The organism is Streptomyces sp. NPDC048001 (assembly GCF_043203115.1).
In the GTDB taxonomy this organism is placed as follows: Bacteria; Actinomycetota; Actinomycetes; order Streptomycetales; family Streptomycetaceae; genus Streptomyces; species Streptomyces sanyensis.
Window position 1 is genome coordinate 163,979 of the sequence record NZ_JBIDBN010000005.1, and the last position, 17,721, is coordinate 181,699.

A 17,721-nucleotide genomic window follows, 5' to 3' on the forward strand; every position below is an offset into this window, starting at 1 on the left:
CATGCGGGCGCGTACAGGGAACCCCTGACGGGAACGGTTCCCTCTCCCTGCCCGTGGCGTCCGGAGCCCAGGGCAGGCGGAGCACCCAGTATCGCCGCCGGACGCCCTGCCGCCGGAGGTCTCGAAGGTCCCGGTCCCTCGGAAGTCTCGAACGTCATGGTCCTTCCCGGCTTAGCGGAGCGCGCGGTGGGAAACGACTACTGGCGGATGGTCGCCGGCACGGCCGGTACGGCGACCGGTCGACCAGGGGGTCGGGTGGAGGAAGAACCGTTGTATCTGCGGCCGCGGGTGGACCCGGGGCTCGCTTCGCTCCTTCGGGACGCGCCGTTCCTGCACGCGCTGTGCGACGCGCTCGGATCGCCGCTGAACGTACTGCTCCCGGAGGCCGTCGCCGGGAACGCGGAGCGGTTCCGTTCCGTCTACCGGCGTCATCACCTCGCCGGGCGGGTGTACTTCGCGCACAAGGCGAACCGGTCGAGCGCCCTGGTGCGCAGGCTGGCCGCCTGCGACACCGCCGGCGTCGGGGTCGACGTGGCCTCGCTGGGAGAGTTGCGCCATGCGCTGGGCTGCGGGTTCACGGCGGACCGGGTGATGGCCACCGGTCCCAAGGACGAGGAGTTCCTGTGGCTGGCGGCCCGGGTGGGGGCGACGGTCAACCTGGACTCGGCCGGTGAACTGGAGCGACTGGCCCGTCTCGTGCGGACGTACGGGCTCGGCAGGGTGGACGTGCTGGCGCGGCTGTCGGAGTTCGAGTCGGACGGCGGGCACGCGGGGCCGGGCACCCGGCTGCTGTCGCGCCGCAGCCGCTTCGGCACCCCGGTCGCCCGGGCCGGCGAGCTGTGGGAGGCGCTGGAGCGGCACGCCGACGCCGTCCGGCTCGTCGGGCTGGCGTACCACCTGGACACCACGGGACTGGAGGAGAAGGCCAGGGCACTGGAGCGCTGTGTGCTGCTGATGGACGAGTGCCGTGCGCGGGGCCTGAGCCCTCGGGCCGTCGACATCGGCGGCGGGTTCGGGACCGGGTACCTGGCCGACGCGGGGGAGTGGGAGCGGTGGACCACCGCGCTGAGCGAGGCGGTGCTGGGCGCACGTCCGCCGCTGACCTGGCGCGGCCACGGCTACGGGCTGCGCAACGAGGGCGGCACGGTGCGCGGAACCGCAGCGCTCTACCCCGCACACCGGCCCGTCGCCGGGCCCGGCTACCTCGACGCCCTCCTCTCCCGCCCCGCGCCGGCCCTGGACCGCCCGCCCGCCACGCTGCTGCTGGAGCATCTGAACGACCTGTACATCGAGCCGGGGCGGGCCCTCGTCGACCAGTGCGGCCTGTCGCTGGCCCGGGTGCTCGACGTACGGCCCACGGGGGAGGGCCCGCCCCGCCATCTGGTGCGCCTGGGCATGAACGCGGGGGACGTGAGCCTGGAGGAGCACGGCGTCCTCGTCGACCCCGTCCTGCTCCCCCGCGCAGGAGCCGACGCCCCTTCCGGTGACGGGCCCGTCGGGGTCCACCTCGTCGGCAACCTCTGCCTGGAGGCCGACCTGATCACCCGCCGGCTCGTGTACCTGCCCCGGCTGCCGCGCGCCGGGGACCTGCTGGCCTTCGTGAACACGGCCGGGTACGCCATGGACTTCCACGCCCACCGCGCCCAACGCCAGCCCCTCGCACGGACGGTGGCGGTCACCCGGGAAGGCGGCGGCTGGCGCTGGTGCCCCGACGAGGACTACTGGCCGCTCACCGACCCGCAGGGAGTGCCGTCATGAAGTACGACACCATCACCGACGCGATAGGCAACACCCCCCTCGTCCGCATCGACCCGGCCGTTCACGGACTGCGCCACATCGACCTCTACGCCAAGCTGGAGATGCTCAACCCGTTCGGGTCCGTCAAGGACCGGCCCGCCTGGCACATGGCCCGCCCGCACCTCCAGGAGGCGACCGGCGGCGACGCCACGGTGGTGGAACTCTCCAGCGGCAACACGGCCAAGGCCCTCGCCCTGCTGGCCGGGATGCACGGGCTGAGGTTCCGGAGCGTGACCAACCGGATGCGCGTCCCCGAGATCAAGGAGCTGCTGCTGCTCCTCGGCGCGGAGATCGAGGAGCTGCCGGGGCAGAGCGAGTGCCTGGACCCCACGGACACCGACGATCCGCTCACCCGTTTCCACCAGGCGCTCTCGGAACCCGGCAGCACCTATCTGCACACCGACCAGTACTTCAACCCGCGCAACGTCGAGGCGCACGCGACCGGGACCGGACCGGAGATCGTCAAGGACCTGGGCGGCCGGGTCCCGGACTGGTTCGTCGCCTGCGTGGGCACCGCGGGCTCCTCCACCGGTGTCGCCCAGGTGCTGCGCGAGCACGACCCGGGGGTGCGCGTCCTCGGGCTGGTCGCGGACAAGGGCGACTTCGTCCCCGGCATCCGCACGATCGACGAGGTCCACCAGGTCGGCCTGTTCGACCCCGCGACATACGACGCGCTCGCGCCGGTCACCTCCCAGGACGCCATCGACGGGATGGTGACGCTGATCCGGCGCTGCGGGCTGCTCTCGGGGCCGACCGGCGGCGCCGCCTACCAGGGGGCCGTCCGGCACCTGGCGTCCGTCGACACCGAACCGGCCGGTACCGGCAGCCGCAGGACCGCGGTGTTCATCGTCTGCGACCGGGCCGAGAGCTATCTCAGCTACGTCCGCGCACGGCGCCCGGAACTGCTGGGAGCCGCGCGCCGCGGCCACTCCCTCACCTCCCTCACCGACGCCGAGGCCCGCGCCGAGGGCCGGTCCGTCGACGTCGACGACGCCCGGCGCTGGATCGCCGGTGCGGACCCCCGCCCGCTGGTGGTCGACCTGCGCGGGCCGCACGCCTACGCCGCACTGCACATCGAGGGCTCGGTCAACATCGTCGACGAGCTGTTCGAGGAACTGGTCCGCACCGGGCTGCCGTTCAGCAAGCGGACGCCGGTGCTGCTGGCCTGCCCGGTGGGGGAGAAGTCGCTGCGCTACGCCGCGTTGCTGACCCGCATGGGGCACCCGGACGTGCGCAGCCTCGCGGGCGGCGTCGTCGCCTGGCGGGACGCGGGCGCACCGCTGGTGAGGGAGTGAGCCGTTGAGCGCAGTGGCCCACGACGCGGACCCGGCCTGGCAGCGGGCGGTCAGGACGCAGTTCCCGATCATCACCGCACACCCCGAACTGGCCTATCTGGACAGCGCCGCGACCTCGCAGAAGCCCCAGGCCGTCCTCGACGCCGTCCTCACCTATCTGACCTCTTCCAACGCCAACGCCGGCCGCGGCACCTACCCCTGGGCCAACCGGACCACGGAGGCGATCGCGCGGGCCCGCGACCGGGTCAAGGAGTTCCTCGGCGACCCGGAACCGGAGCGCTCCGCCGTCCACTTCACCAGCGGAACCACCGAGGGACTGCGCACCGTCGCCCGCGACTGGCTCACGGAGCACCTCACCGACGGCGACGAGATCCTGGTCCCGTTCGCCGACCACCGGGCCAACCTCGACCCCTGGCTCGAAGCCCGGGACCTGCTCGCCGCACGCGGCACCGAGGTGCGCATCCGCGCCCTGCCGTACCAGGAGACCTCCGGGGACTACGACCACCGCGCACTCCGCTCGGTCGTCGGGCCCCGTACCCGCTTCGTCGCCGCCACCCACGTCCACCACGTCTACGGCGGCGACATGAACGTCCACCGGCTGCGCGCCGCCGTCGGCCCCGAGGTGCCGATCTGCCTGGACGCCGCCCAGAGCGTCGGCCATCTCCCCCTGCGGGTCGGCGATCCGGCGCTCGACGTCGACTTCGTCGTCTTCTCCGGGCACAAGGCGTTCGCACTGCCCGGCACCGGAGCGGTCTGGGCACGCAACACCCGCGGCCCCCTGCTGCGGCCCGCCGGATGGCAGGGCACCCCCAACACCGCGGGCCTCGTCTCGCTGCTGGCCGCGCTGGACTGGCTGGACGCGGTCGGCGTCGACCGTGTCAGCGCCCATGTCGCGGCGCTGGCCGTCCGCCTGACGGACCGGCTGCGCCGTCTGGACGCCTACGAGATCCTCGGCTGCCCCGCCGGCCTGGCGGCGGACTCCGTTCTGCCCGCGGCGCAGCGCCGGCACGGCATCGTCACCTTCCGGCACCGCGACATCCCCTCGGACGACCTCGGCTTCATCCTCTTCAGCCACGGCTTCATGGTGCGGGCCGACAGCCACTGCCAGGCGGGAGCCGACGAGAAGGACGGCTCCGTCCGGGTGAGCCTGCACGTGTACAACACCGGAGAGGAGATCGACCGGCTGCTGACCGTACTCGCCTCGTTGGGGTGATCTCCACGGCACTTTCGGAGGCACGGCAACTGAAAACCGTTTCCATCTGTAGGCTGTGCGCCAGTCGCAGCGGGTGGAGCAACGGCAAAGGGGTGGCGTGACCGCATGGGCGTGAGCACGGCAGCGGCCAGAACCTGGGTGGAGCGCTGGGAGCGGCAGCAGCAGCGCTACGCGGTGGAGCGCGAGGAGCGCTTCTCCGTGATCTCCGACGTCGTGGAGCACGTGTGCGCGGGCCGCCCCCGGCCGCTCCTCCTCGATCTGGGCTGCGGACCCGGTTCGCTGTCCGCACGGCTCGCCCGCCGGCTGCCGGACGCGGAGATCGTCGCGGTCGACAGGGATCCGGTGCTGCTGGAACTGGCACGCACCCACCACGGGCACGCCGCCCGCTATGCGGAGGCGGTGATCGGCCAGGACGGCTGGACCGACGCGCTGGGGCTGCGGCGCGGTGCGGACGTCGCCGTGTCGACCACCGCCCTGCACTGCCTGCCCGACGCCGCCCTGTCCGAGACCTACCGCAGCCTCGCGGCCCTGCTCTGCCCCGGCGGGGCGCTGGTCAACGGGGATCACTTCCCTCCGGACCTGGGGCCGTTCTCCTGTCTGACCGCGCATGTGGGGCGCCGTCGTGCCGAGCGGGCGGGGGAGCACGGTCACGAGGACTGGGAGTCCTGGTGGCGGGCCGCGGCGGCGGATCCCGAGCTGGCGGACGTGTTCGAGCGGCGGAGGCGGGGCGGCCCGTCGTCCGGAGCGGAGGACGGCAGCCACTACCTCCCGGTCGCCCGGCACGCCGAACTGCTGCGCGGGGCGGGCTTCCGGCATGTCGCGCCGGTGTGGCAGGTGGGGGACAGCTGCGTGCTCGTGGCGCTGAAGGACTGACGGTCCTTTGTCCTCACCGCGCCGCCCTCGGACGCCTCCCGGGGGGTACCGGCCCCGTCGTCACAGGGCCAGGCTCATCAGCACCTCGTCGCGGTCGTCGCCCGGTGCCAGGCGCAAGGCCCCCGGCCACCGGCCGACCTCGGCCCAGCCCGCCCGCCGGTAGAAGTCCTCGAGCCCGAGGCCCGCCCGCACCGAGAGCTTGAGGCGTTCGAGCCCCATCTCCTCCCCTGCGACGCGGCGGACCTCGCGCAGCAGCGCGGCCCCGATCCCCCGGCGCCTGAGGTGCACATGCGTCTGCACATGGTTCACCACTCCGCAGTGTGCTTCCAGCGGGTGCTCTTCGCGTCGCAGGAGCAGCCAGCCCGCGAGGGAGCCGTCGAGGCCGGCCACCAGCAGCCTGCCCTGCTCGGGCGCCAGGCCCTCCGCGACGCGGTCCACGGCTGCCGCCAGGTCTGCCCCCGTCAGGGGCGGCGGCGGGCAGTCCGCCGGAACGACCGCCCCGCCGGCGTTGACCACCGCCGCCCAGCACGCGGCGAGCTCGCGTCTGCGGGCGCCGGGGAGTTCGGACGGGCGGGCGAACTGCGTGAGGGTCGGTGCGGTCGGTTCGCATGCGGTCACGCGCGACAGCATGTCACCCGGCGCCCTGCCTCCGCCGGTGGCCCGGGGATCCGGCCGCCGGGTCGCCGCACCCGCTCGCGGCGACGCCGTGCGCGGAGAACCGGAATCCGCCGAGGGGCTCGGTGATTCACGAAGCGGCCCGGTGATTAACGAAGCGGCCCGGTGATTCACGATGGGAATCGTTGTCGGTTTCACGAGGAAAGCACGTCGATTGCCGCTGCGTGTCTTCGGTGACAGCCTTGGCGGGGAGGATAGGAATGGCCCGGAAACCGAACGCCGCCGCCTTCAGTGCGAGGCGGCCCGATTCCATGGAGATGGGCAGCGTGGCAACACCCCTTGAGCACCGGCCGCACCCCGGACACGACCATGTGCACGGCGAGGGCTGCGGGCATGTGGCGGTACCCCACCACGATCACGTCGACTACGCGCACGAAGGCCATCTGCACCGTCACCACGACGGCCACGTGGACGAGTGCGAGCCCGGTCGGCACCAGGAGCACGCCGGTCACACCCATGCGCACGGCGAGGGCTGCGGGCATCCGGCCGTGCCGCACGGCGACCACGTGGACTACGTGCACGACGGTCACCGGCACGCGGCCCATGACGGGCACTGGGACGACCACTGACGGGCTTCGTCCTCGTCCGCACGGTAATGCACCCCCTTTCGGCGGTGCATTACCGTGCGCTCACTGCCGCGACCCCGGAGAAAGGGCCGCCTCGGGGAAGAACGGCCGCCGTAGGGGGATTCGGCGCCGTTGCGCAACCGGGGAGTCCTATCGGCTGGACGAGTAGGGAAGGAGCGCCATTTCGCGGGCGTTCTTGATGGCGGCGGCGAGCTGCCTCTGCTGCTGGGCGGTGACGCGGGTGACGCGGCGGCTTCGGATCTTGCCGCGGTCGGAGATGAACTTCCGCAGCAGGTCGGTGTCCTTGTAGTCGATGAAGGTGATCCCGGCCGCGTCGAGCGGGTTGGGACGTGCCTTCGGCGGCTTGCGGGAGGACTGGCGAGGGGCCATGGGTGCTCCTTGTGCGAGGGGTTGCGGGTCGGGTGGGTGCCTGAGGGACTGCGGGCCGGGTGGGCCGGTGACTAGCCGACCGGGTCGAGGAGGGTGTCGAAGGCGGGCGGGAGGTGCTTCCAGGCCTCGGGGCCGGCCGCGTACTCGTCGTCGGTGAGCAGGCAGGACTCGAGGACGTGTGCGAGCCCGTCGCGGTCGAGTCCGGGGGAGGTGAAGACGAGGTGCTGGCAGCGGTCCCCGTGCTCGGGGTGCCAGTCGAGGGCGGCGGCGGCCCGGCGGACGGGCGGCACCATCTCCCAGGCGGCGTCGGGCAGGGAGGCGAGCCAGGGGCCTGCGCTCTCCACGCAGAGGGCTCCGCCGGCGGCGTCCCAGGCGAGCAGGGTGTCGGGGCGGTCGGCGAGCCAGAACCGGCCGCGGCTGCGGGCCGCGGCGCAGCAGAGGTCTTCCAGCGCGTGGTACAGCCGTTCGGGGTGGAAGGGCCGGTGCCGGCGCCAGACGAGGGTGGTGACGCCCGCCGCGTCGGCCTCCTGGGGGAGCAGGGCGCAGGCGGGGTGCTGGGCCGCCGCGGCCGCCTCGACGTCGAAGCCGGCGAACGCCGACTCCGCGAGCCGGGGGGAGTCGGCCGGTACCCGGCGGGCGGTGGGGTGCAGTTGGGCCAGCAGCGCCCGGTCCTCGTCGTCGGCGGCCTCGCTGTCGACCAGGGCCAGGACGGGGGCGTACTCCAGCTGCCTGGCCCAGGTGTCGCCGATGGTGCGCTGGTCGCCGGGGGCGGCGGCGAGGCCGGCCTCGGCCAGGTCGTCGCCGTTGGCGAGGCAGGGCAGGACGAGGGCGGGGTCGACGGCCGTGATCACGTTGCCGAGGCGGACCGCGTCGCCGCCGTGGGCGGCGACGACCTCGGCCATCGACCTGGGCTCGACGGAGTCCCAGAGCTCGACGACGGCGAGTCGGGTGAGGCCGGCGTCGGCGAGCCGTTCCAGCTCGGGGACCAGGTCCTCGCGCAGTGCGCAGCACGCGCAGTCGTTGACCAGCGGGGTCTCCCCGCGGGACAGCTCGCCCGTGGCGTCGCGCACATGGCGCAGGACGGTGCCGTGTCCGGCGGCGGTGGACAGGTCGTGGTGGAGGGCGACGCTGCCGGGGACGGTGTGCAGGAGGCGGTCGACGACCTGCCGTCGCGCCTCGGAGTGGAGCCCGCCGACGAGGACGACGGGCAGGGGGGATTCGTGCCGCATCAGACGGCTCCGCGTCGGCCGTAGCGGCGCTCGAAGCGTTCGACGCGACCGGCGGTGTCCAGGACGCGGGCGGTCCCCGTGTAGAAGGGGTGGCTCACGTTCGAGATCTCGACGTCGACGACGGGGTAGGTGTTGCCGTCCTCCCAGTCGATGGTCTTGTCACTGGTCATGGTGGAGCGGGTGAGGAAGGCGTAGTCGGCGGCGCGGTCGCGGAAGACGACGGGGCCGTAGGCGGGGTGGATTCCGGGCTTCATCGGGGTGTCCTTCGGGGCTGGGCCGGGGCGGGTGGGGAGGGGAAGGTCAGCGTTCCTCGCGGAAGTCGACGTGGCGGCGGGCGATGGGGTCGTACTTGCGCAGGACCATCCGGTCGGGGTCGTTGCGGCGGTTCTTGCGGGTGACGTAGGTGTAGCCGGTTCCGGCGGTGGAGCGGAGCTTGACGATCGGGCGTACCTCGTTGCGTGCCATGACGGGTACTATATGGGAATGGTTTCCATTACCAAAAAGTAGTCGTCCGACGAGAGGAAGCAGAACCGTGTCCGCCCACTGCCAGCTGACCGGCGCCAAGCCGGGCTTCGGCAACGCCATCTCCCACTCCCACCGGCGCACTTCGCGCCGGTTCGACCCCAACGTCCAGCGCAAGCGCTACTGGCTGCCGAGCGAGGGCCGGTACGTCCGGCTGACGCTCAGCGCGCGGGCGATCAAGACCATCGACAGCATCGGCATCGAGGCCGCGGTGGCCCGTATCCGCGCCAGGGGAGTGAAGGTCTGATGGCCAAGAAGAGCAAGATCGCGCAGAACGAGAAGCGCAAGGCGACCGTCGAGCGGTACGCGGCCCGTCGTGCCGAGCTGAAGGAGATCATCCGCCGCCCGTCCTCCACCGACGCCGAACGGCAGGCCGCTGCCGAGGAGTTGCGCCGTCAGCCCCGCAACGCGAGTGCCACGCGCGTGCGCAACCGGGACAGCGTCGACGGGCGGCCCCGCGGCCACCTGCGCAAGTTCGGCCTCTCCCGGGTCCGTGTGCGTCAGCAGGCCCACGCGGGCTTCCTCCCCGGAGTCACCAAGTCCTCCTGGTAGCGGTACCGCCGCACCGGTGTGACGAGCTGCCGTCCGTGGCCCGGCGGGGTCACGGGCGGCAGCGCCGTCTCCTGCGGGGCCGCGGCCCGATGCCGCGGCGGACGCGGGAGGCCGAGCCGGTGGTCCTCGCCGTGAGGCGGTCGCCGCCCGAGCGGTGGTGGCCGCCGATCCCCGGTGCGGGAGCGGTGGTTCGCGCGGGCACCGGGGGCGGGAAGGCGAGAAGGTGCGAAGGCGGGAAGGCGGGAAGGCGGCGGGCGCGTCGGGCCACCGGGTGCGCTGGCGTGGTCGAGGCGCTCGTGGCGTGTGCCGAGGCCGCCCTCCCGCCCGGCCGCCGGGCGGACGGCCGGGCGGGAAGTCCGCCGCTCGTTCCGTGGCGGGGGCTGCTCCCCGAGGTCCCCGGCCCGCGCGGGGCGTGCGGCGGGGCGATCGGCCTCGCCCGCGCCTTCCCCCGGGGGCGGGCGGTCTGCCCGGGGCGACCGGCATACCGTGCCGGAGGGTGTACCGGGCCGGACGGTGCCGTGGCTGCGACCACCGTCCGGCCCGGAGTCTCAGTGTCCCGTCACGGTGGTGAGGGGTTCGTGCCCGTGCTCGCAGCTCTCGTCGAAGCCGTAGGCGTCCCAGGCCGGGAACGGGTCCTCGGCGGGCGGGGTTTCGCCGTCCCGGAGGAGGCAGGCGGTCAGGGCCGTGTGCAGCGAGTCCGCGTCCAGCCCGGTGCCGATGAACACGAGTTCCTGGGCGTGGCGGCTGCCGGTGTCGCGTGCGGCGGAGGGCTCGAAGCGTGCCACCGAGCCGGCCTGTGACCACAGTCCCAGCACCCGGGGCCGGGTGGCGAGGGAGAAGAAGCCCTTGGACCGGAGGATCTGCCCGTGGGTGCTGCTGTCCAGCGTCTCCGTGACGAAGGTCCACAGCCGCCCGGGATGGAAGGGCGTCGCGGAACGGAAGACGGTGGAGGAGATTCCGTACTCCTCGGTCTCGGGGACGTGGTCGCCGTTGAGCTCCCGCACCCAGCCCGGGGCCTGCTGTGCCCGTTCCAGGTCGAAGCGGCCCGTGCCCAGGATCTCGCCGGCCGGTATGCGGCCCCGCACGGCGGTGACCACATGGGCGGCGGGGTTCAGCCGGGCGAGCGTGGCCCGCAGCCGGGCGGCGGAGGGGGCGTCGACGAGGTCGAGCTTGTTGAGGACGATCACGTCGGCGAACTCGATCTGGTCCATCAGCAGGTCGCTGACGGTGCGTTCGTCGTCCTCGTACTGGTCCAGGCCCCGCTCGGCGAGTTCGTCCCCGGCCGCCAGTTCGGGCAGGAAGCCCGCGGCGTCCACGACCGTGACCATCGTGTCGAGGCGGGCCAGGTCGCCGAGGGTGGCGCCGTCGTCGCGGGGGAAGGCAAAGGTGGCGGCCACCGGCATGGGCTCGGAGATGCCGGAGGACTCGATGAGGAGGTAGTCGAAACGCCCCTCGCGCGCCAGCCGGTCCACTTCCTCCAGCAGGTCGTCCCGCAGGGTGCAGCAGATGCACCCGTTGGTCATCTCGACCAGGCGCTCCTCGGTCCGCGACAGGGCCGCCTCGCCGCCGGGCACCAGGGCGGCGTCGATGTTGACCTCGCTCATGTCGTTGACGATGACGGCGACGCGCAGGCCCTCGCGGTTGGTGAGGACGTGGTTCAGCAGGGTGGTCTTGCCGGCGCCGAGGAATCCCGACAGCACGGTGACGGGCAGGCGCCGCGAGGGGGCGTGGGGCATGCGGGGTCAGCCTTCGGGGCGGAGCAGGCCGCGCTCGTAGGCCTTGGCCAGCCGCTGGGGGACCCGGTACGGAACCCCGTCCACCGTGACCGTCACCAGCTGGGGAGGCGTGGCCTTCCACTGTGCGCGGCGGTGCCGGGTGTTGCTGCGGGACATCTTGCGCTTGGGCACGGCCATGGGGACCTCCGGGTGCGATCGGTGAGCAGGGCAGACCATACCTGAAAATGGATGTCATTACGATCTGCCCCCTGTGCCCTGCCCCCTGTGCCCGGGCGGATCCCTGCGGGCGTGCTGCGCCGGCCGGCGTCCGGGGCGGCGTCAGGCGCCCTGCGTCGGGGTCCGCCACCCCGGTGGCTCCGGGGGCGCAGCGTCCGGCGGGGGAGGCCGGGGGAGGCCGGCTGCCGGTGGCGGACCTCCCGTCCTCGATGCAGGAGGGCGGTCCGTCTCACCGGGCTCCCGTGAGCAGGGCGGGCAGGGCGGCGACGGAGTCGAGGACGTGGGTGGCGCCGGCGGCCCGGAACTCGGCGTCCCCGTGCGCCCCGGTGCGCACACCGGCCACCACTCCCGCCCCGGCCCGCAGGCCGCTCAGCACGTCGTAGGAGGTGTCCCCGGCCACGGCGACCTGCCGGACGTCCTGTGCGGCGCCGGTCCGCACGAACGCCTCCAGGACCATGTCCGGGAAGGGCCGCCCGCGCCCGCCCGCGTCGGCGGGGCAGAGGGTGAGCGGCACGAGGTCCCGCCAGCCGAGCGCGGCCAGCACCGCGTCCTGGGTGGCGCGGGAGAAGCCGGTGGTCAGTACGACGGTACGTCCGCTGCCGGTGAGCTCCTCGATCGTCTCGCGGGCGCCGGGGACCGGGGCGATCAGGCCCGCGTCGACGAGGTCGCCGTACGCGTCCTCGAAGGCGGCGTTGGCGCGCCGGGCGAGGCCCTCGTCCCCGAACAGGTGCCGGAAGACGGAGATCTTGGACTCGCCCATGGTGGCCCGGACATGGTCCAGTTTCCGGGCGTGGTCGGCCGAGCCGGGCTCGATGCCCAGCTCGGCGGCCGCGGCCTCGAAGGCGCGCTCGACCAGGCCGCCGTCGGCGACGGTGGTGCCGGCCATGTCGAGCACGACGAGTCGGATGTCGGTTTCCTGCATGGTCGGCTCCCTCACCAGCCCAGTGCGTCGGCGGTCGTCTCGGCTATCGCGGGTGCGCAGGTCATACCGCGTCCGCCGGGCCCGGTGACCAGCCACACCCCGTCGCCCACCTGCTGCCGGTGGACGACCCGGCCGGTGTCGGTGCACTGCGCGTACACCCCCGCCCAGCGGCGGCGGATCGCCGGCAGCGGCCGGCCGAGGAGGGACTCGACCACCCCGGCCAGATGCTCGTAGGGGTCTTCGAGGGTGTCGAAGGCGAACGGGTGCTCGTACTCGTGGGTGTCCCCGATGGTCAGACCGCCGTCGGCGCGCTGCACCATGAGCAGCTGCATCCTGTGCCCGGCGGCCGTCTCCGACTGCGGCCGGCCGGCGTTGAACGCGTCCAGCGCCGGGGAGGCGTAGGCCGGGTAGTACCGGAAGCTGTCGGCGTCCGCGACCGAGGTGGTGAGCCTCTCGCCCAGCGGGCCGGTCTGCATCATCTGCAACCGCACCCGGCGCACGGGCAGTTCGGGCCCGGCCAGCTCCCGCACCAGCCCGCTCAGCCAGGCGCCCGTGCACAGCACGACCACGTCGCCGCGGTGCACCGCGCCGTGGTCGTCGCGGACGGCCCCGGCGCCGACCACCTCGCGCACCTCGCGGCCCGGCAGGAAGGTGTAGTTCGGGGACTTCAGCAACTCCTCGCGCAGGGCCCGCTGGGCGGTGCGCGGCTCCACGGCGGCGTCGCGCTCGCAGTACAGGGCCGCGTCGAAGGCGCCGCGCAGTGCGGGGTTGAGGGTCCGTGCCTCGTCGGCGGTGAGCAGCCCGCGGCCCCGGGCCGCGGCGTCCTCGCGGGCCACCGCCGCCTCGGCGACGGCGAGCGCGAGGGGGCCGCGCACCGGGGTGAGCGACCCGTTGGCCCGGAAGCCGAGCCCGGGCACGCGCCGGCCGATCCCCTCCCACAGCTCCCGCGCCCGCAGCGCGGTCTCCAGCTCCTCTCCGGGGGCGCGCCCGCTGACCCAGATCTGCCCGAAGTTGCGCAGCGAGGCGCCGCGCGCCTCCGCCTCACGCTCGATCTGCACGACCTCATGGCCGCGTTCCACTGCATGCCAGGCGTGCATGGTGCCCACCACGCCTGCTCCGACGACTGTCACTCTCACGGCGGCAACGCTCCTCGCGGACCGGTAACCGGAAGGGTCCGGCTGACGGCGGAAGCATGAACGCTCCCTCACGTCTGGGCTAGACCCGTTATCTTTCCGTGATGCCCGCCGGGTGGGAGGCGGCGGCTTTCAGCCGCGCAGGCGCGCGGTGAACGAGAACCGGTCCCCCCGGTAGAGGCCCCGCACCCGCTCCAGGGGGCGTCCTGCGGTGTCCCGGGACACCCGGTGGATCAGCAGCATGGGCAGCGCCGGCGGCGTGCCGACGAGCAGTGCCTCGCGGGGCGTGGCGAGCACGGTCTCGACGCGTTCGTCGGCGTCGCCGACCGCGATGCCCCGAGCCCCCAGGTAGCGGTAGAAGGAGGAGTCCGGGTCGAACTCGGTGTCCAGCCGCGGAACCCGGGCCACGGCGACATAGGTGCTCTCCAGGCCGACCCGCTCGTCGTCGGCGAGCAGCACGCGCTCCAGGTGCCAGACCGGCTCGCCGGGAGTGAGGCCGAGCTCGGCGGCGAGGGCGGGCGGACACCGGAAGCGGTCGAGGGAGACGAGCGTCCGGCCGGGGGTGCGCCCCTGCCTCCGGACCCCTTCCGTGTAGCTGGCGAGGGACAGCGGCTGCTCCAGCTTGGGCCCCGCCACGACGGTGCCCCGGCCCTGCCGTCTGAGCCGCCCCTCCAGCACCAGCTCGCGCACCGCCTGCCGGACGGTCTCGCGGGCGACTCCGTACCGCTCGGCCAGATCCCGCTCGGTGGGGATCGGGTCACCGCGCTCCAGCTCCGCCACGAGCGAGGCGATCCGCACCTTGACCGCGTAGTACTTCGGGACGCGTCCGTGCTCGGGGACGCCCGAGCGGACCGGGGCGCCGGGGGCATGATCGTTCGGGTGGTCCACCCCCGGATCGTCGCAGACACAGGGGTGGGGCCGGGGCCACGGCCCCGCCCCGGCGCCCGGCCGGGCGGGAGGTGCCGCCGCGCGGGTCCCGCGGCGGTGCCGGTTCACGGTGTGCCGGAGACCAGCCCCGTCCGGTAGGCGAGGACGACGGCCTGGACACGGTCGCGCAGGCCGAGCTTCGCCAGGATGCGTGACACATGGGTCTTGACGGTCTCGGGGGTGATGAACAGCGCCGCGGCGATCTCCGTGTTCGACAGCCCCTCGGCGATCTGCCGGAGCACCTCCAGCTCGCGGGGTGTCAGCGCGTTCACGATGTCCTGCACGGCCGGACGGGAGGCGTCGGCCGGGCGCAGGTGTTCGGCGAAGTGGCCGATGAGGCGCCTGGTCACGGCGGGTGCCAGCAGGGCCTCGCCGCGGGCGAGCGTCCGGATGCCGTTGACCAGTTCCGCCGGCGGCGCGTCCTTGAGGAGGAAGCCGCCGGCTCCGGCCCGCAGGGCGTCGTAGACGTGGGAGTCGACGTTGAAGGTCGTGACGACCAGCACCTTCGGCGGGTCCTCGGCATCGGGTCCGGCCAGTTGCGCGGTCGCCCGGATGCCGTCGAGCAGCGGCATCCTGATGTCCATCACCACCACGTCGGGGCGCAGTCGCCGCGCGGCCGCCACCGCCTCGTGGCCGTTCGCGGCCTCGCCGACGACCTCCATGTCGGGCTGTGCGGAGAAGATGGTGGCGTACCCGGTCCGCACCAGTGCCTGGTCGTCGCAGACGAGTACCCGGACGGGCGGCGGCACATCGCTCACGGGATCACTCCTGGGCGCGCTCGGACGGAATCACGGCGCGGACCTCGAACCCGCCTCCGGGCCCGGGACCGGCCTCCAGTTCACCATCCAGCATCCGGACCCGTGCACGCAGCCCGGCCAGTCCGCGCCCGCCCGCCGGGCCGGGCGCCGGCACCGCCGCCGCAGCCGACGGCGGCGGCCCCTGCCCCCCGTCGGGTCCGCCGGTGGTCACCCCGATGTCGACGTGCGCTTCGCCGTGCCGGATCACCACCCGTGTCGGCTGCCCGGCGGCGTGCTTCATCGCGTTGGTGAGCGCCTCCTGCACCACCCGGTACGCGGCCAGCTCCGCGTCGACGGACCGCGGCACCGGCTCGCCCCGCTCGCTGAACTCGACCGGCTGGCCCGACCTGCGGGCCTGTTCGACCAGGTCGCCCACCTGACCCAGGGCGGGGGACCGGTGCGCGGGGGCCGGGCCGGCCGCGGCCTCGCCGGTCGCCTCCAGCACGCCGAGCAGGTACCGCAGCTCCGTCAGCGCCCGGCGGCCGGTGTCGCTCACGGCCGCAAGCCCTTCACCGGCGCGCTCCGGAGCGGACGTGAGCAGGAACTGCGCCGCGTCGGCCTGGACCACCATCGCCGTGACATGGTGGGTGACCACATCGTGCAGCTCGCGGGCGATCCGGCTCCGCTCGGCGGACGAGGCCCGCTCGGCGGCCAGCCGCCGCTGCTCCGCCTCTGCCGCCCGCCGCCTGCGCACGGTACTTCCCACCAGCCAGACCGCGGCCAGCGTCAGATGGAACGCGAGGTGCTCCGGGATGCCCTGCGGCGAGCCGAGACGGTGCAGGACGACGGCCAGGACCGCATAGCCCGCACTCGCCGCGGCCGCCAGGGTCCGGCGGAAGCGGACCTGGTGGGCTCCGGCCGAGTACAGGGCCAGGTACAGCCCCAGGCTGCCGAAGGTCGTGGCGAAGCCCAGCGCCTGGTGGGCGGCGAACGCACCGGCGACGACGGCGAAACAGGCGGCGGGCCACCGGCGGCGGGCCGCCGTCGGCAGGCTCTGGGCCAGGGTCAGCGCGACGCCCAGCGCACTCCCCGGCCGGTTGCGCAGATCACCGATCTGAGCCCCGAGGTCCGACAGGGTCGGGACGAACGCCAGTGCGGTCAGCAGCAGGGCCAGGACGCCGTCCTTGAGGCGGACGTCCCGCTCCTGCCACCAGTCGAGCGGCACCCGGAGCCACGGGGGACCCCAGGGTGCCTGACGGGATATCACGTCCGGTTCCTCCAGTCGGCCGGTCTCAGCGCCGGGCACGCCGCCGGGCCCGGAGACCGCCGCTGCGCCGGGCGAGGACCAGCATGCGGACCGTGAGCAGCACACCGATGACGACGGGCACGACCGAGGTCTCCAGACCGAAGGCGCCCCCGCTCAGCAGGGCGGGGCCGTGCACGTCGACCGAGAACAGGCCCTCGGGGGTGTGCCCCGAGACCGGGATGCCGAGCAGCTGCTCGGCGGTGTTCCAGGCGAGATGGAGACCCACGACGAACCAGATGCTACGCCGCCACAGGAACGCGGCCCCGAGCAGGATGCCCGCCTCCAGCGCGATGGCCAGTCCGCTCCACGCACTCGCCCCGGGGTTGAGCAGATGGGCGGCGCCGAAGAACAGACCGGTGACCGCGACGGCGACCCGGCTGCCCCACAGCTGCTCCAGGGCCTGCAGGGCGAGACCGCGGAACATCAGCTCCTCGGTGACCGCGGCGCCGGTCTGCACCGCGAGCGCGGACCACAGGACCGACAGGAAGCCGTGGCCCGCCCAGGAGAACGAATAGCCCCCGAACACGGTGATCAGGACGGTGGAGACGAGGATGAAGCCCAGGCCGATCCCGCCGCCGAGCAGCGCCTCCCGACCGGCTCCGCGCCGGGCGATCTCCGGTACGGGCCGTCGTGCGGCACGGCGCATGACCGCCCCGTACACGACCACCGCGGCAGCCGCGCCGATCACCGGAACCGGACCGGGGCCGGTCGCGGTCAGGCCCGAGACCGCACCGACGGCGACGATTCCCGTCAGCATCCAGACCGGCGGAGAACCGGCGATCCGGGCGGTGCGGCCGCCGCCCGGTCCGGAGCCGTCGCCCGCCTCACGGTCTGCGGTCGATGTCATGTGCACGGTGGCCTCCCCTGGGCATCGGCCACCCGGTCGGCGACCCACCGGCAACGCTAGGGAGGCGGCGTCGCCCCCGGGTCACCCCCGGGGAGGCGGTCCCGGTAGCTCTCACGGGGGATGCGCCGAGGAGGATCCGGCGACCGCGGTTCGGGCGGACGCGCCCTGAGCCGGGAGCTGCCCGAGGCCGTCCCTCGCAGCCCGGACGGTCCTCGGCGGGTGCGGAAGGCGGGGCCCGCCGACCCGGTGCCCGCGGGCGACCGCGGACACGGCGAGCCCCGTCCCGGCGGCCGGGCCCGCCGTCGGCCCGGCTGCCCCGACCGGCCCGGCTGCTCCGACCGGCCCGGCGAAGGCCCCCGGCTCGTCGCCCCGCCCGCCACCGCCCGGGGCACGGGCGTCTGCGGCCGCGTCGGAGCGGAGGGGCGAGGCGGGGGCCCGTGGTGCACGCGCCGCCGGATGCGCCCCCGGGGGGCCCGCCCAGGGGTCAGGTACCGGGATCGGTGCCCTCGCCGGAGGCGAGCAGGTCCCTGGCCCGGCGTTCCATCAGGACCGGCAGATAGGTGCGCACCCGTGCGTACCTGAGTTCTTCGAACGCGGTCTGCACCGAGTCCCGGACCAGGCCGACGTCGAGCTGGGGGTGTGCCTTCACCAGCCGTTCGGCCACCTGGCGGATGGTGAGGGCTTCGTCTTCCGATGGCACCACCGGGCACCTCGATCTTCTTCCGGGGATCGGTGCCACCAGTCTCGCGGAGCCGCCCCCGGCCGGGTAGTCGATCTTGCGCCGA

The 17,721-nt window shown here is 73.9% G+C and carries 21 protein-coding genes; 7 read left to right on the forward strand and 14 right to left on the reverse strand.

The window, feature by feature from the left end:
* Positions 1 to 207: 207 nt before the first annotated feature.
* The 4 genes from ACGF15_RS11235 to ACGF15_RS11250 all read left to right on the forward strand — a co-directional run bounded on the left by ACGF15_RS11235 (position 208) and on the right by ACGF15_RS11250 (position 5,178).
* Positions 208 to 1,758 (forward strand): Y4yA family PLP-dependent enzyme, encoded by a 1,551-nt coding sequence (locus tag ACGF15_RS11235; RefSeq protein ID WP_345614013.1) that lies wholly within the window; start codon positions 208 to 210, stop codon positions 1,756 to 1,758.
* Complete coding sequence (locus ACGF15_RS11240; protein WP_345613933.1) at positions 1,755 to 3,092, forward strand: pyridoxal-phosphate dependent enzyme; 1,338 nt, start codon at positions 1,755 to 1,757, stop codon at positions 3,090 to 3,092. Before ACGF15_RS11235 ends, ACGF15_RS11240 begins: the two co-directional genes overlap by 4 nt.
* A gap of 4 nt (positions 3,093 to 3,096) precedes the next feature.
* On the forward strand, positions 3,097 to 4,305 hold the full coding sequence (locus tag ACGF15_RS11245; RefSeq protein ID WP_392797945.1) for an aminotransferase class V-fold PLP-dependent enzyme: 1,209 nt from the start codon (positions 3,097 to 3,099) through the stop codon (positions 4,303 to 4,305).
* Between the two features lie 105 nt (positions 4,306 to 4,410).
* Positions 4,411 to 5,178 (forward strand): class I SAM-dependent methyltransferase, encoded by a 768-nt coding sequence (locus tag ACGF15_RS11250; protein ID WP_345613935.1) that lies wholly within the window; start codon positions 4,411 to 4,413, stop codon positions 5,176 to 5,178.
* Between the two features lie 60 nt (positions 5,179 to 5,238).
* Here the strand turns inward: ACGF15_RS11250 and ACGF15_RS11255 are convergent, their stop codons facing one another.
* Positions 5,239 to 5,796, reverse strand: a complete 558-nt coding sequence (locus ACGF15_RS11255; RefSeq protein ID WP_392797948.1) for a GNAT family N-acetyltransferase — start codon at positions 5,794 to 5,796, stop codon at positions 5,239 to 5,241.
* Between the two features lie 314 nt (positions 5,797 to 6,110).
* On the opposite strand from ACGF15_RS11255, the gene ACGF15_RS11260 reads away from it, so the two are divergent.
* On the forward strand, positions 6,111 to 6,422 hold the full coding sequence (locus ACGF15_RS11260) for a hypothetical protein (protein WP_345613937.1): 312 nt from the start codon (positions 6,111 to 6,113) through the stop codon (positions 6,420 to 6,422).
* A gap of 147 nt (positions 6,423 to 6,569) precedes the next feature.
* Here ACGF15_RS11260 and rpsR read toward each other — a convergent pair whose 3' ends face one another.
* The 4 genes from rpsR to rpmG all read right to left on the reverse strand — a co-directional run bounded on the left by rpsR (position 6,570) and on the right by rpmG (position 8,503).
* A complete protein-coding gene (gene rpsR, locus ACGF15_RS11265; RefSeq protein WP_345613938.1) occupies positions 6,570 to 6,809 on the reverse strand; it encodes a 30S ribosomal protein S18 in 240 nt (79 codons plus the stop codon).
* A gap of 71 nt (positions 6,810 to 6,880) precedes the next feature.
* Entirely contained in the window at positions 6,881 to 8,038 is a 1,158-nt protein-coding gene (locus ACGF15_RS11270) for a GTP-binding protein (RefSeq protein WP_345613939.1), read from the reverse strand.
* On the reverse strand, positions 8,038 to 8,292 hold the full coding sequence (locus ACGF15_RS11275) for a type B 50S ribosomal protein L31 (protein WP_345613940.1): 255 nt from the start codon (positions 8,290 to 8,292) through the stop codon (positions 8,038 to 8,040). Before ACGF15_RS11275 ends, ACGF15_RS11270 begins: the two co-directional genes overlap by 1 nt.
* A 46-nt stretch (positions 8,293 to 8,338) precedes the next feature.
* Positions 8,339 to 8,503, reverse strand: a complete 165-nt coding sequence (rpmG, locus tag ACGF15_RS11280) for a 50S ribosomal protein L33 (protein WP_345613941.1) — start codon at positions 8,501 to 8,503, stop codon at positions 8,339 to 8,341.
* Between the two features lie 67 nt (positions 8,504 to 8,570).
* Between rpmG and rpmB the strand changes: the two genes are divergently transcribed.
* Positions 8,571 to 8,807 carry a 50S ribosomal protein L28 gene (gene rpmB / locus ACGF15_RS11285; RefSeq protein WP_345613942.1) on the forward strand — a complete coding sequence of 79 codons (237 nt, stop codon included), beginning with the start codon at positions 8,571 to 8,573 and terminating at the stop codon, positions 8,805 to 8,807.
* Positions 8,807 to 9,112, forward strand: a complete 306-nt coding sequence (gene rpsN / locus ACGF15_RS11290) for a 30S ribosomal protein S14 (protein WP_345613943.1) — start codon at positions 8,807 to 8,809, stop codon at positions 9,110 to 9,112. The genes rpmB and rpsN overlap by 1 nt, the downstream gene beginning before the upstream one ends.
* 548 nt (positions 9,113 to 9,660) lie before the next feature.
* Here the strand turns inward: rpsN and ACGF15_RS11295 are convergent.
* The 9 genes from ACGF15_RS11295 to ACGF15_RS11335 form a co-directional block, all read right to left on the reverse strand.
* Positions 9,661 to 10,848, reverse strand: a complete 1,188-nt coding sequence (locus ACGF15_RS11295) for a GTP-binding protein (RefSeq protein ID WP_392797956.1) — start codon at positions 10,846 to 10,848, stop codon at positions 9,661 to 9,663.
* A 6-nt stretch (positions 10,849 to 10,854) separates the two neighbouring features.
* Positions 10,855 to 11,025 (reverse strand): 50S ribosomal protein L32, encoded by a 171-nt coding sequence (gene rpmF / locus ACGF15_RS11300; protein WP_345613945.1) that lies wholly within the window; start codon positions 11,023 to 11,025, stop codon positions 10,855 to 10,857.
* 268 nt (positions 11,026 to 11,293) lie between these two features.
* Positions 11,294 to 11,986, reverse strand: a complete 693-nt coding sequence (locus tag ACGF15_RS11305; protein WP_392797960.1) for a phosphonatase-like hydrolase — start codon at positions 11,984 to 11,986, stop codon at positions 11,294 to 11,296.
* A gap of 11 nt (positions 11,987 to 11,997) precedes the next feature.
* Positions 11,998 to 13,122, reverse strand: coding sequence for a TIGR03364 family FAD-dependent oxidoreductase (locus ACGF15_RS11310; RefSeq protein ID WP_345613947.1), 1,125 nt, complete (start codon positions 13,120 to 13,122; stop codon positions 11,998 to 12,000).
* Between the two features lie 129 nt (positions 13,123 to 13,251).
* A complete protein-coding gene (locus ACGF15_RS11315; protein WP_392797964.1) occupies positions 13,252 to 14,007 on the reverse strand; it encodes a GntR family transcriptional regulator in 756 nt (251 codons plus the stop codon).
* Positions 14,008 to 14,111: 104 nt separating this feature from the next.
* A complete protein-coding gene (locus ACGF15_RS11320; RefSeq protein WP_362605701.1) occupies positions 14,112 to 14,804 on the reverse strand; it encodes a response regulator transcription factor in 693 nt (230 codons plus the stop codon).
* 4 nt (positions 14,805 to 14,808) lie between these two features.
* Positions 14,809 to 16,047 (reverse strand): sensor histidine kinase, encoded by a 1,239-nt coding sequence (locus ACGF15_RS11325; RefSeq protein WP_392798291.1) that lies wholly within the window; start codon positions 16,045 to 16,047, stop codon positions 14,809 to 14,811.
* A 28-nt stretch (positions 16,048 to 16,075) separates the two neighbouring features.
* Positions 16,076 to 16,936, reverse strand: a complete 861-nt coding sequence (locus ACGF15_RS11330; protein WP_392797967.1) for a CPBP family intramembrane glutamic endopeptidase — start codon at positions 16,934 to 16,936, stop codon at positions 16,076 to 16,078.
* Between the two features lie 484 nt (positions 16,937 to 17,420).
* The gene (locus tag ACGF15_RS11335) at positions 17,421 to 17,636 is read right to left on the reverse strand and encodes a three-helix bundle dimerization domain-containing protein (RefSeq protein ID WP_345613952.1); all 216 of its coding nucleotides are present in this window, start codon (positions 17,634 to 17,636) and stop codon (positions 17,421 to 17,423) included.
* Positions 17,637 to 17,721 lie beyond the last annotated feature (85 nt).